General features: G+C 70.0%; 11 protein-coding genes. 7 read left to right on the top strand and 4 right to left on the bottom strand.

The window, feature by feature from the left end:
- Nucleotides 1–105: 105 nt before the first annotated feature.
- On the top strand, nt 106–2682 hold the full coding sequence (gene glgP, locus JOB34_RS12500; protein WP_208053025.1) for an alpha-glucan family phosphorylase: 2577 nt from the start codon (nt 106–108) through the stop codon (nt 2680–2682).
- Between the two features lie 174 nt (nt 2683–2856).
- On the opposite strand, the gene JOB34_RS18165 is transcribed toward glgP, so the two are convergent.
- Entirely contained in the window at nt 2857–4575 is a 1719-nt protein-coding gene (locus JOB34_RS18165; protein WP_208053026.1) for a thiamine pyrophosphate-dependent enzyme, read from the bottom strand.
- A gap of 10 nt (nt 4576–4585) precedes the next feature.
- A complete protein-coding gene (locus JOB34_RS12510) occupies nt 4586–6115 on the bottom strand; it encodes an FMN-binding glutamate synthase family protein (protein ID WP_179481953.1) in 1530 nt (509 codons plus the stop codon).
- 161 nt (nt 6116–6276) lie between these two features.
- Between JOB34_RS12510 and JOB34_RS12515 the strand changes: the two genes are divergently transcribed.
- The 4 genes from JOB34_RS12515 to JOB34_RS12530 all read left to right on the top strand — a co-directional run bounded on the left by JOB34_RS12515 (nt 6277) and on the right by JOB34_RS12530 (nt 8750).
- Nucleotides 6277–7023, top strand: coding sequence for a YoaK family protein (locus JOB34_RS12515; protein ID WP_208053027.1), 747 nt, complete (start codon nt 6277–6279; stop codon nt 7021–7023).
- Nucleotides 7024–7088: 65 nt separating this feature from the next.
- Nucleotides 7089–7454, top strand: a complete 366-nt coding sequence (locus JOB34_RS12520) for a hypothetical protein (protein WP_208053028.1) — start codon at nt 7089–7091, stop codon at nt 7452–7454.
- A gap of 41 nt (nt 7455–7495) precedes the next feature.
- Nucleotides 7496–8311, top strand: coding sequence for a hypothetical protein (locus JOB34_RS12525; RefSeq protein WP_208053029.1), 816 nt, complete (start codon nt 7496–7498; stop codon nt 8309–8311).
- Between the two features lies 1 nt (nt 8312).
- Complete coding sequence (locus tag JOB34_RS12530; RefSeq protein WP_347813852.1) at nt 8313–8750, top strand: hypothetical protein; 438 nt, start codon at nt 8313–8315, stop codon at nt 8748–8750.
- A gap of 93 nt (nt 8751–8843) precedes the next feature.
- Here the strand turns inward: JOB34_RS12530 and JOB34_RS12535 are convergent, their stop codons facing one another.
- Nucleotides 8844–9599, bottom strand: a complete 756-nt coding sequence (locus JOB34_RS12535; RefSeq protein ID WP_208053030.1) for an alpha/beta fold hydrolase — start codon at nt 9597–9599, stop codon at nt 8844–8846.
- Nucleotide 9600: 1 nt separating this feature from the next.
- Nucleotides 9601–11739 (bottom strand): glycogen debranching protein GlgX, encoded by a 2139-nt coding sequence (gene glgX, locus JOB34_RS12540; RefSeq protein WP_208053031.1) that lies wholly within the window; start codon nt 11737–11739, stop codon nt 9601–9603.
- Nucleotides 11740–11775: 36 nt separating this feature from the next.
- On the opposite strand from glgX, the gene JOB34_RS12545 reads away from it, so the two are divergent.
- The gene (locus JOB34_RS12545; RefSeq protein ID WP_179481940.1) at nt 11776–12291 is read left to right on the top strand and encodes an LptE family protein; all 516 of its coding nucleotides are present in this window, start codon (nt 11776–11778) and stop codon (nt 12289–12291) included.
- Between the two features lie 2 nt (nt 12292–12293).
- Nucleotides 12294–13094, top strand: a complete 801-nt coding sequence (locus JOB34_RS12550; RefSeq protein ID WP_347813853.1) for an enoyl-CoA hydratase-related protein — start codon at nt 12294–12296, stop codon at nt 13092–13094.
- The last annotated feature ends 7 nt before the right edge of the window (nt 13095–13101 follow it).

The raw sequence follows: 13101 nt of genomic DNA on the forward strand, positions 1-13101 counted from the left end.
AGCCGACGGCTGATGGCAGGCGAATCAGTCACGCGAAGGACGCTACAAGGTTTGCCAGTCGGACGCCCCACGGCGGGTGATCCGCGCGGCTCTACCATCTTCCTCGTGAAGGCCATCCGACGTTTCCACGTCCGCACCGTGCTGCCCGAGCCGCTGGCTCCGCTGGGCGACATCGCCAGCAACCTGCGATGGTCGTGGCACAGCCGCACCAGGAACCTCTTCCGGGACATCGATCCGCAGCGGTGGGAGAGCGTGCGGCACGACCCCGTCGCGCTGCTGGCCTCGTTCTCCGCCGACGAGCTCTCCCAGCTCGCCGCCGACACTGTGCTGGTCGAGCGGGTCCACGCGGCCGCGCGCAGCCTGGAGCGCTATCTGACCGCTCCCTCCTGGTACGACGACTTCGCCGCCGACCAGGAGGCGCCGCGGGCCATCGCCTACTTCAGCGCCGAGTTCGGCATCACCCACGTGCTGCCGCAGTACTCCGGCGGTCTCGGCATCCTGGCCGGCGACCACCTGAAGTCCGCCTCCGACCTGGGCGTGCCGATCGTCGGGCTCGGCCTGTTCTACAAGACCGGTTACTTCTCCCAGTCGCTGTCCGCCGACGGCTGGCAGCAAGAGACCTACCCCGTCCACGATGCGGACGATCTACCGCTGTCCCTGGTGCGCGAGGACGACGGCACCCCCGCCCGGGTCACCCTCGATCTTCCGGACGACCGCACCCTGCACGCCCGGATCTGGCGGGCGCAGGTCGGACGCGTGCCCCTGCTGCTGCTCGACTCCGACGTCGACGGCAACGACGACGCCGGACGTGAGCTCACCAGCCGCCTCTACGGCGGCGGCGGCGAGCAGCGGTTGCAGCAGGAGATGCTGCTCGGCATCGGCGGCGTGCGCGCCACCCGCATCTGGTCGCGGCTCACCGGCACCCCGCTGCCGGAGGTCTACCACTGCAACGAGGGACACGCGGGCTTCCTCGGCCTGGAGCGCATCAGCGAGCTGGTGACCGGCGAGGGCCTGGCGTTCGACGACGCCGTCGAGGCGGTACGGGCCGGCACGGTCTTCACCACGCACACTCCCGTCCCGGCCGGCATCGACCGCTTCGGCAGAGACCAGATCGAGCGGCACCTCAGCACCCTGCCCGGCGTACCCGTCGCCAAGGTGCTCCCGCTCGGATCCGAGACGTACGAAGGCGGCGACCCCGCCGTCTTCAACATGGCCGTGATGGGTCTGCGGCTCGCGCAGCGCGCCAACGGCGTCTCCCAGCTGCACGGCGCCGTCAGCCGCGGGATGTTCGACGGGTTGTGGCCCGGCTTCGACGACTCCGAGGTGCCGATCGCCAGCATCACCAACGGTGTCCACGCGCCGACATGGGTCGACCCGAAGGTCGTGGAGCTGGGGCAGCGCTTCGTCGGGCCCGAGCTGATCCGCGGCGAGCAGGCCTGGGAGGCGCTCGGGCAGGTGCCGGTCGAGGAGTTCTGGCGCGTCAAGCGCGAGCTGCGCGAGCAGCTGGTGCAGGACGCGCGCCGCAGGGTGCGCGAGTCGTGGCTGCTACGCGGCGCCTCGTCGGCGGAGCTGGGCTGGACCGATGAGATCCTCAGCCCCGACGTACTCACCATCGGCTTCGCGCGACGGGTGCCGACCTACAAGCGCCTCACCCTCATGCTGCGCCACCCCGCGCGGCTGCGCAGGATGCTGCTGGACCCGCAGCGCCCCATCCAGCTGGTCATCGCGGGCAAGAGCCACCCGGCGGACGAGACCGGCAAGAAGCTGATCCAGCAGATGGTGCAGTTCGCCGACGACCCGGAGATCCGCCACCGCATCATCTTCCTGCCGGGCTACGACATCGAGATGGCCCAGAAGCTCTACCCCGGCTGCGACGTGTGGCTGAACAACCCGCTGCGCCCCTTCGAGGCGTGCGGTACCTCGGGCATGAAGGCCGCGCTCAACGGCGGGCTCAACCTCTCGATCCTCGACGGGTGGTGGGACGAGTGGTACGACGGGCACAACGGCTGGGCCATCCCCACCGCCGACGGGGTGCAGGACGCCGACCGCCGCGACGACCTCGAGGCCAACGCGCTCTACGACCTCATCGAGAACAACGTCGCTGCGACGTTCTACGACCGCGACGACGACGGTCTGCCGCAGCGGTGGCTCTCGATGGTGTCGCACACCTTCACCACGCTCGGGCCGAAGGTGCAGGCGACCCGGATGGTCAAGGACTACACCCAGCAGCTCTACGCGCCCGCTGCGCAGGCCGCCCGGCGCCGCGCTCAGGACGGCTTCGCGCAGGCACGCGAGCTCGCGGCGTACAAGCAGGAAGCGGCGGCCGCCTTCCCGCACGCCCGGGTGGACCACGTCGACGCCGACGGGGTGTCCGACAGCCCACAGGTGGGCGACCAGGTGCACGTGCGCGCCTACGTGGCCCTCGGCGGGTTGCGGCCGGAGGAGGTCGACGTGCAGGTCGTGCACGGGCGGGTGTCGGAGTCCGATGAGCTGAGCGACGTCACGACGGTGCCGCTGTCGTTCGTGGAGACCGAGGACGGGCCCGACGGCTCGGGCCGGCAGGTGTTCGCCGGTGACGTGACGATCCAGCGCACCGGGTCCTTCGGCTACACCGTGCGGGTGCTGCCGCGCCATGAGGGGCTCGCGAGCCCCAGCGAACTCGGCCTGGCCCTCAACGCCTGATTCGCCGTACTGTCCCTTCTCCGCCCACCATGACGGCGTTCGCGTCGGTTGACGGTGTTTGAACGCCGTCAACGAACGTGAACGCCGTCAGGATCATGCAGCGGTTGGCTGGCCGAGTAGTCGCAACGACGCGGCCGGGCCCCCGTCGCAGGAACCCGGCCGCGCGCAACGAGGTCAGGCGCTCTCGATGGTCTCCTTCGACTTGGCGATCGCGAACCCCCAGGCCTGCGCGACCTTCGGCTTCGGCGGGATCGACACCTCGTCGGGGTTGGTCACGATGTCCAGCAGCGCGGGCCGGCCGCTCGCCAGCGCCCGCTGGATCGCCGGGGCGACCTCGTCGGGGTCGGTGACGCGTACGGCGTCCAGTCCCATCGCCGCTGCGACGGCTGCGATGTCCGGGTTGTCCAGCTCGGTGCCGAACTCGGGCAGGCCGCCCTGCTCCTGCTCGAGCTTCACCATGCCGAGGCGCCCGTTGTCGAAGACGACGAACGTCGCCGGCAGGTCGTAGGTGACCGCCGTACGCAGGTCGCCGAGCAGCATCATCAGGCCGCCGTCACCGCAGCAGGCGATGACCTGGCGCGACCGGTCGAGGGCCTGGGCACCGAGTGCCTGCGGCATCGCGTTGGCCATCGAGCCCAGGTTGTAGGAGCCGAGCAGCCGGCGGGTGCCGGAGAACTCGATGAAGCGGGAGAGCCAGACGGTCGACATGCCGGTGTCGCTGGTGAAGATCGCGTCGGGGTCGGCATGATCGTTCAGCGCCTTCGCCACGATCTCCGGGCGGATCAGCTTGTCGGGATTGTCGCCCAGGCTGCGCAGCCGGCCGAGCAGCTTCTTGTCGTGATCGGGGTCGGTGAGGCGCTGCTGGGCCTCGTGCCAGGTGGCGTAAGCCTTCGTCGCCTTGTCGAGGTGGCGACCGGACGGTCGCTTCTCCGGCAGCTGGGGGAGCAACGCGTCGAGCGTGGGCCCGACGTGGCCGACCAGTGCGTGCTCGACGTTGATCCGTCGCCCGATGTGCTCGGCCCGCGCGTCGAGCTGGATGACCGTCTTGCCCTTCGGCAACCACTCCCGGTAGGGGAAGTCGGTGCCGACCAGGAAGAGCACGTCGCAGTCGTCCAGCGCCTTCGCGGCCGCCGGGTTGCCGATGAGGCCGGACTGTCCGACGGCATGGGGGTTGTCGTGCTCCAGACCCTCTTTGGCCTTGAGCGTCAACACCATCGGCGCCTGCAGGCGTTCGGCGAGGTCGAGCACTCGGCGGCGCGACTCGCGGGCGCCGCGTCCGACCAGCAGCGTGACCGCGTCGGCGTCGGCCAGCACCGCCGCCGCCTCCTGGATCTGGCTCACCGGTGCGGCTGCCTCGGCGGGCCGCGGCGCGAAGCGTGGCGCCGCGTCGTCCGGCAGCTTCAGATCGCCGATGTCACCGGGGAGCGTCAGCACGGCGACGCCCTGTTGCGCGTACGCGGTGTTGACCGCCTGCTCCAGGATCTGCGGCATCTGCGCGGCGGAGGTGACGGTGTGCGTGAAGACCGACACGTCGCTGAAGAGGACGTCGTTGTTGACCTCCTGGAAGAACTCACTGCCCATCTCCTCGGTGGGCACCTGTCCGCAGACCGCGAGGACGGGCACGTGCGACTTCTTGGCGTCGTAGAGCCCGTTCAGAAGGTGGATCGAGCCCGGCCCGACGGTGCCCATGCAGACCCCGATGGTGCCGGTCAGCTGGGCCTGAGCGCCGGCCGCGAACGCCGCGGCCTCCTCGTGGCGCACCCCGATCCACTCGATGCGGTCCTCGCGGCGGATCGCGTCGGTGACGGGGTTGAGCGCGTCTCCGACGACCCCCCAGACGGTCGTGACGCCGTGGTCTGCCAGGGCGGTGACGAGGTTCTCGGCGACGTTCACTGTCGGTCTCCTAGCGTTGGTGGGAGCGTTGGGGGACGAACCGGTCTGGGCTCGCGGTGTCCCAGTCGTCGATCCAGGTCTGCGGCGCTCCCGCGAGCAGCTGGCCGGGCGAAAGCCATTCGTACATCTCGTAGTACGACTGCGTCTGGGTCGCGTCGATGTTGCGGCGCAGCATGTGCGGGCTGAGCTCCTCGGGACGGGTGGCGCCGAGCGTGGCCATCATGGACGCCGCCTGCTTCACCGTGGCCTCCTGGTAGCGCTTGACGCGCATGCTCTTGTCGCCGACGTCGAGCGCCCGCGCCCGCGCCTCGCTCTGGGTGGCGACGCCGACCGGGCATTTGTCCGTGTGGCACTTCTGGGACTGGATGCAGCCGACTGCCATCATCATGGCGCGCGCGGAATTCGTGTAGTCAGCGCCCTGGATGAGCCGCTTGACGACGTCGCTGCCACCGACGACCTTGCCGCTGGCGCCGATCCGGATCTTGTCGCGCATACCGATGCCGACCAGGGCGTTGTGCATGATCATCAGCCCGTCGGTGAGCGGCATGCCCACGTGGTCCTCGTACTCCAGGGGCGCCGCTGCCGTGCCGCCCTCGCTGCCGTCCACGATGATGAAGTCCGGCGCGGTGCCGACCTGCAGGATCGCCTTGCAGATCGCGAGCACGTCGCGGCGCGAACCGACGCACAGCTTGAAGCCGGTCGGCTTGCCGCCCGTGACCTCGCGCAGTCGCGCCACGAACTCGATGAGCTCCACGGGGGAGTGGAACGCTGTGTGGGCGGCGGGACTCACACACTTCTGGCCCTGGGGTACGCCGCGTACCTCGGCGATCTCCTTGGTCACCTTCGCTGCGGGAAGCACCCCGCCGATGCCGGGCTTGGCGCCCTGGCTCAGCTTGATCGAGACGCACTTGACCTGATCGCGGTTCGCCTTGTCGGCGAACTGGCTCTCGTCGAAGTGCCCGTCCTTGGTGCGGGTGCCGAAGTAGCCTGACCCGATCTCCCAGACCAGGTCGCCGTTGTGCTCCTCGTGGTACTTGGACAGGCCGCCCTCGCCGGTGTCATGGGCGAAACCGCCCATCTCGGCGCCCTTGTTCAGCGCCCGGATCGCATTGGCCGAGATCGCACCGAAGCTCATCGACGACACGTTGACCAGCGCCATGCTGTACGGCTTGCGACAGTCCGGACCGCCCACCATCACCCGCGGCGGGTTGTCGGGTGCCTCCAGCGGAGTGGTGCTGTGCACCAGGTACTCGTACCCGGGTTGGTAGACGTCGCGCTCGGTGCCGAAGGAGAGCTCGGCGGCCGTGCCCTTCGCGCGCTCGTAGACCATCGTGCGGGTGTCGCGGTCGAACGGCCTGCCGTCCCAGTTCTTCTCGATGAAGTACTGCTGGATCTCCGGGCGGATCTCCTCCAGGAGATAGCGCATGTGACCCACCACCGGGTAATTGCGCAGCACCGAGTGCTTCTTCTGGATGAGGTCGCGCGCCGCAAGTGCCGCGACGGCCCCGGCGCCGATGCCGAGCCCGGTGAGTTTGCCCATACGTCCTACTCCTGCACTGTCAGAGGGAGGTTCATGACGGAGTACCCACGGCCCGCACTCTCTAACGACGTACCGGCTGTGGCTGGAACGTAGCCCAGCTTGCTGACACGCCGCTGTGGTCTGCCCGTTCCGCCACCTGCGCAGCCGTGGAACGATGCGATGTGCCTTCGGAGCCCCCCGAGCCCAGTCCGCCGACGCCCGCGGATCCCTGGTACCGCCAGTACGTGGCGCACCCCGACCACGGGCCGCTGCCGGTCCTGCTGCTGCTCCTCACCGCGAGCACCGGGGTGGTCGACGCGGTCAGCATCCTGAGCCTCGGCCGGGTATTCGTCGCCAACATGACCGGCAATGTCGTCTTCATCGGCTTCGCCCTCGCCGGCGCACCGGGGTTCTCCCTGGTCGCCTCCTTGGTGGCACTCGTCGGGTTCCTCGTCGGCGCGGGTCTGGGTGGCACTGTGGTCACGCGGTACGGCGGGCACCGAGGAGTCCTGTTGCGCAACGCCGTTGCCGCGGAGGCCGCTCTCCTGCTCGCAGCCGCGCTGGTGCTGCTGATCGACGGCCGGCCCTACACCGCCGCCGGCGTCGACGTGGCCGTCGCCCTTGCCGCGGTCGCGCTCGGGCTGCGCAACGCCGCAGTGCGCCGCCTCGCAGTCCCCGACTTCACCACCACCGTGCTCACCATGACGCTCACCGGCATCGCTGCGGACCTGCGGCAGCGCAATATCGCGGTCGTCGTACGCCGCATCATCGCCATCGCCGCCATGCTGGTGGGCGCCCTGATCGGCGCGCTGCTCGTGTCGCACACCGATCCGAGCACCGGTCTCCTCCTCAGCGCCGTGATCGCCGTGGCGGTGGCCGTCGCCGCCGCAGTGGTGAGTCGACGACCGCAGGACTGGCAGCGCGGATAGCGCGGGCCGCGGTGCGGCAGGGATGCTGGCGGGCGCGGAGTCCTCTCGCTCCGTACGATGACCGGGTGTTCGCCCCCCTCACGTACCTGACCGGAGCGGTGCTGGTGGTGCTGGCTCTGCAGGCCGGGTACGCGCTGCTGCGCGGCAAGCCGATCGACGACCCGATGTTCTGGACCGGTCTGGTCGCCGAGGGACTGATCGTGGTCCAGTTGGTGGTCGGTATCGCCCTCTCGGGTCACGGCGGGCACGGCATGTCCGCGGCGCTCTTCATCGCCTACCTCGCCGGCCTGGTGGTGGCCCTGCCGCTCGCGGGTGTCTGGGCCGTCGCCGAGCGGGAGTCCCGGTCCAGCTCCGGCGTCATTCTCGTCGCGGGGCTCGGACTGCTCGTCATGCTGGTGCGGTTGGTGCAGATCTGGAACGGACACGGATGAGGCGCTCGCGCATCGGTCCGGTCGACGAAGGGAAGAGCCGAATGCAGTGGTCCGGAGTCCGTAACACGGCCGTGGCGCTGGGCGTGCTCGCCCTCGTGGGGTGCGGAGGCAGCGCACCGACGGCGACACCGCCGCATGTCGGGGCGAACGGCTCGACGTCCGCCTCGTCCGCGCCGTCGGGCGGGTCCTCGTCCGGTACGACGACGCCGTCGTCACCAGCGTCCCCATCCTCCCCGTCGTCCTCGGCAGCCGACCCGCTCGGCACGTTGCCGACGTCCTCGTTCCGGCCCTCGCTGATCACCGCCGCGCAGGTCGCTGCGTATGCGTCGGACATGGTCGCGTACGACGCCGGCGCGGCCGACTCGCAGAGCGGTGACGTGGTCGGCACCGGTGGCACCTGTCCGGCACTGGCGAAGCTCATCAACTCCGACGACGTCTTCTCCACGGCGCCCGCGCACAAGGAGCAGACGGCGTACGACAACTCCGGTGCGATCTCATCGGTGTCGGACCTGCGCGACGTCGAGGAGACTCTCGAGAGCTATCCGGCGCTGGACACCGCACGCGAGCTCGGGGGGTTGCGCACCAACATCGCCGGCTGCCACTCCGCGCTGAAGTCGTCCGACGGTACGACGGTCCTCGTGACCCCCGGCACGGCTCCGACGGGCTACGGCACGGGCGCGCTCGCCTTCCAGGAGCGGGTCACCGTCCACGGCACCGTCGTACGGGCGGACTGCCTCGCCATCGCCTCCGGCCACAACGTGCTGGGGCTCGTCGCGGGGCAGCTCAGTGCAGCCCAGGAGGCTTCCCTGCTGCGTGCCGCCTGGTCCGACCTCGGCCACCCGGCTGGGTCGATCTGACGTGCGGGTCAACTCCGGATTCGGGCGCATCCTCGTCGCCCTCTACGCGCTGTTCGCCCTGGCCGCGACCGGGCGGTCGGTCCTGCAGATCTCGCAGACCTGGCCGCACCCGGCCCTGCCCTACCTGCTGTCCGCGCTGGCAGCGGTGGTCTACATCGTGGCCACCGTCGCGCTGGGTCGTGGGGGCGATCGCAACGCGCGGATCGCTTTGTACACCATCAGCTTCGAGCTGCTCGGCGTGATCGCGGTCGGCATCTGGAGCTACGCCGACGGCTCGGCGTTCGTCGCTCAGGGTCAAGCCGGCGACACGACGGTCTGGGCGAAGTTCGGGCAGGGTTACGGCTACGTGCCGCTGCTCCTGCCGATCCTCGGCCTGTGGTGGTTGCGCCACACCCGACGCGACGTGCCCGCGGGCGCCGGCCGCACGGATGAGCGCTGACCTGCGACCCTGACGCAGTTACGCACGAGGGACACAGGTAGACCTGTGTCCCTCGTGCGTAACTGCGTCACAGTCGGTGCCTGCAAGCGGCCGTCACATGGAACCGATGTCACCCAGGAAGTCCGCGATCGCCCGGCCCAGCGCCTTGTCGGCGACGGCACTCATGTGGTCGCCGGGGACGATCGTGAGTCGACCGTTGGGGAGCGCCTCGGCGAGCTCCTGCGGTGAGCCGTTGTCCTGGTCCTGTTCGCCGCACACGACGAGGGTCGGCTGCACGATGGCCGACAGGTCGTCGGCAGGGGTGTCCTGGAAGGACTCCAGCACCCGCAGCAGTGCGACCGGGTCGCCGCCGACCTTGCGCAGGAACGACTGGCTCTTCCACTGCGGTGAGTAACGCGGGAATTCCTCTGTGCTGGTGAGCACCTCGCGGAAGTGCTCACCACGCCCGCCGGTGCGGGTGATGCCGGTGAGGCCCATCCCGCCGAGGACGGCGCGACCGGGAGTGGCGCCGCGCACGAGCATGCGAGCCGTCGTACGGGCGCCGAGCGAGTAGCCGCCGAGGTCGTAGTCGTCGAGTCCGAGGTGCTCGACCAGTGCGAAGCCGTCATCGGCCAGCACGTCGCCCCGGTACCGCTGCGGATCATGGGGTTTCGCGCTGTCGCCGTGCCCGCGCAGGTCGGGCATCACGACCCGGTAGCCGCGGTCGGCGATGGTCCGCGCGTGCCCGTACGCGATCCAGTTGACCCGCGCGGTGGAGAAGAACCCGTGGATGAGCACGAGTGTCCTGCCCTGGCCGACCTCATGGAAGGCGAGCCGCTCGCCGTCGTACGCCTCGAAGTAGGAGACCACCTCACGCCCCCTGGAAGATCGCGAGCGTCGCCGGCGGCACGTCGTACGGCGCCCCGACGGTCGTCTCCACCTGCGGCACGTCATCCATCCTCTCGAACCGGCTGTCCCACAGCAGTTTCCACGCAGTCACTCCGGCCTGCCCCGGCAGGGTCACCGACGCATCGTGCGCGCTGCCGTGGAAGAGCAGCAGCAGGCGGTCGTCGCCGATGTCGGCGCCGTCGAACACCACGGACATGGTGCGGGTGCGGCCGTCGTTCCACTGCTCGGCCGTGAGGACCCGCCCGTCCAGTGCGTGCCAGTGCAGTGCCGGCAGCGCGTCTCCGTCGACGGGGGTGCCGGGGAAGAAGTGCCGTTGACGCAGCACGGGGTGCCGGCGTCGCAGGTCGAGCAGATGACGCACCGAGTCGTTGAGGTCGCGTTGCCAGTCCGCCAGATCCCAGTCGTACCAGGAGATCTCGCTGTCCTGGCAGTACGGGTTGTTGTTTCCGTGCTGAGTGCGACCGAACTCGTCGCCGCCGGTCAGCATGGGCACGCCGGCGGACAGCAGCAGGGTGCCGAGCAGGTTGCGCATCGACCGCCGCCGCAGCGCCTCGACACCCTCTGTGGCGTCGACGTGACCCTCGATCCCGTGGTTCCAGGAGCAGTTGTTGTCGCTGCCGTCGCGGTTGCCCTCGCCGTTGGCGCCGTTGTGCTTGGAGTTGTACGCCGTGAGGTCGGCCACGGTGAATCCGTCGTGCGCCGTCACGAAGTTGATCGACGCGAGCGGCCCCCGCCGTGCATCGCGGAAGAGGTCGGCCGATCCGGCGATCCGGGTGCCGAGCTCGCGCACCCCGTGACCGTCCTCCCCGGCCGCATCGCGCGCCAGGTCGGGGAGCCAGAAGGTGCGCACGGTGTCGCGGAAGCGGTCGTTCCACTCCCCGAACGGCGGCGGGAACTGCCCGGTGCGCCAGCCGTGGATGCCGAGGTCCCATGGCTCGGCGATGAGCTTGACGTCCGAGAGCACCGGATCGGTGCGCAGGGCCATCAGGAACGGGTGGTCCGGGTGGTAGCCGTCGTCACGGCCCCGCGCCAGCGCCACCGCCAGATCGAAGCGGAAGCCGTCGACGTGCATCTCCTGCACCCAGTAGCGCAGTGAGTCCAGCACCATCCGCACGGTGATCGGGTGCCTCAGGTCGAGGGTGTTGCCGCACCCGGTGACGTCGATGTCGTCGCCGCGCTCGTCGAGGCGGTAGTACGCGCGGCTGTCCAGGCCACGCCACGCCAGCGTCGAACCGCCGGCCGCGCCCTGCTCGCAGGTGTGGTTGTAGACGACGTCGAGCAGCACCTCGATGCCGGCGGCGTGCAGCAGCTTGACCATCCCCTTGAACTCGGCAACCGCCTCGACCGGGTCTTTTGCGGCGGCGTAGGGGAGGTGCGGGGCGAAGAAGCCGAGCGTGTTGTAGCCCCAGTAGTTGCTCATCCCGCGCTGCACGACGTGCGGCTCGGAGACGGACGCGTGCACGGGCAGCAGCTCCACGGTGGTGATCCCGAGGCGTCGCAGGTGCGCGATCGTCGTGGGGTGGGCCAGTCCGGCGTACGTGCCGCGCAGCTCGTCCGGCACGCCGGGCAGGTCGTGGGTCATGCCGATGACGTGGGTCTCGTAGATGACGGTGTCGCACCACGCGGTCATGGGCGCGCGCTCGTCGCCCCAGTCGAAACCGTCGCCGACGACCACGCTGCGCGGGACGAACGCTGCGCTGTCCCGGTCGTCGCGCACGTCGGCGGGTTCGCCGACCGCGAGCGACTGGTCGACGACCGTGCCGTAGACCTCCGGGCGCCAGTCGACGGAGCCCTCGATGGCGCGCGCGTACGGGTCGAGCAGCAGCTTGGCGGGGTTGTGCCGCTGACCGTTCGCCGGGTCCCAGTCCCCGTCGACCCGATAGCCGTACCGCTGCCCCTGCGTCACACCCGTCACATACGTGGACCAGGTGCCGTGCACGTGGCGCACCATCGGGATCCGGCGCTCGGCGCCGGCGTCGTCGAAGAGGCACAGCTGCACGCCGGTGGCGTGGCCCGCGTAGACCGCGAACTCCGCGCCGTCGCCGGTGAGGGTGGCGCCGTACGGCGGCGGGACGTGGTCGGGGCGGCGTGGGGCGGGCATGGGCGTCAGCGTAAAGACCCCGGGTATCTTGACGGGATGACTGATCCGACCTCGATGCCCAACTTCCCCCCGCCCGCCGGCGAACACCCCCTGCGTGGGCGGGTGTTGGACGTTCTGCAGGACATGCAGGCACAGCCCGACATCGACGCCGACGGCGACGTGAGCTTCACCGTGCAGGAGCAGCAGCTCTTCGCGCGCTGCACGGAGGGCGAAGTGAGCCTGCTGCGCATCTTCGGCCAGTGGCAGATCACCGACGACATGCCCGACGACCTGGTCAAGCAGCTGCTGGCCTGCAACGACGTCACGCTCAGCCTGAACATCATCAAGACCGGCATCGCCAACGGCACCCTCGTGGTGTCCGGCGAGCACCTGGTCCAGGACGGCGACAACCTGGAGATGATGGTCGCCTCCACCACGCAGATGGTGCTGCAGGCCGTCCAGCTGTGGCACCAGACCGTGCTCGGCGAGGGTCCGCACGTCGCCAACACCGACCCGGCCGACCTGCCCGGCCCTGACGATGCCCCCGGCGCCGGCAACGACGGCGAGGTCTGAGGGTGACCGACGCACCATCGAGGTACGGGGAGTTCGTCTCCCTCGAGGTGGCCGAGGGCATCGGCGTCATCCGTATGGACCGTCCCAAGATGAACCCGCTCAACGGCGAGGTCCAGGAGGGCCTGCGGTCCGCCGCGATCGAGGCCTCCGACCGCGACGACGTCTCCGCAGTCATCCTCTTCGGCGGGGAGAAGGTCTTCGCCGCGGGCGCTGACATCAAGGAGATGCAGCGCCTGGAGTACGTCGACATGGTCACCCGCGCGCCGCGGTTGCAGGCCTGCTTCGCCGCCATCGCGGCCATCCCGCAGCCCACGGTCGCGGCCATCGCCGGCTACGCGCTCGGCGGCGGCTGCGAGCTGTCGATGACGTGCGACTTCCGCATCGCCGCGAACGACGCGAAGCTCGGCCAGCCGGAGATCCTGCTCGGGATCATCCCGGGCGCCGGCGGCACCCAGCGCCTCACCCGCCTGGTCGGACCCGCCCGCGCCAAGGACATCGTCTTCTCCGGTCGGATGGTGGCGGCGACCGAGGCGCTGGAGATCGGCCTGGTCGACGAACTGTGCGAACCCGGCTCCGTGCTCGAGGCCGCGAAGGCCCGGATGAGCCGTTACGTCGGCGGTCCCAAGGTCGCGCTGCGCGCCGCCAAGGAGGCCATCGACCGCGGTCAGGACGTCGACCTCGACACCGGCCTGGCCATTGAATCTGCCCTGTTCGCGGGACTGTTCGCCACGCAGGACCGCGCGACGGGCATGGCGTCGTTCGTGCAGGAGGGTCCGGGCAAGGCGCGGTTCGCCGGTCGCTGAAATCCGC

This window comes from Allobranchiibius sp. GilTou38, assembly GCF_017565325.1.
In the GTDB taxonomy this organism is placed as follows: domain Bacteria; phylum Actinomycetota; class Actinomycetes; order Actinomycetales; family Dermatophilaceae; genus Allobranchiibius; species Allobranchiibius huperziae.

Excerpts from the sequence above, each read along its gene's own strand:
- glgX (WP_208053031.1), bottom strand. The coding sequence starts at position 11,739 with ATGCCCGCCCCACGCCGCCCCGACCACGTCCCGCCGCCGTACGGCGCC.
- JOB34_RS12545 (WP_179481940.1), top strand. The coding sequence starts at position 11,776 with ATGACTGATCCGACCTCGATGCCCAACTTCCCCCCGCCCGCCGGCGAA.
- JOB34_RS12510 (WP_179481953.1), bottom strand. The coding sequence starts at position 6,115 with ATGGGCAAACTCACCGGGCTCGGCATCGGCGCCGGGGCCGTCGCGGCA.
- JOB34_RS12525 (WP_208053029.1), top strand. The coding sequence starts at position 7,496 with ATGCAGTGGTCCGGAGTCCGTAACACGGCCGTGGCGCTGGGCGTGCTC.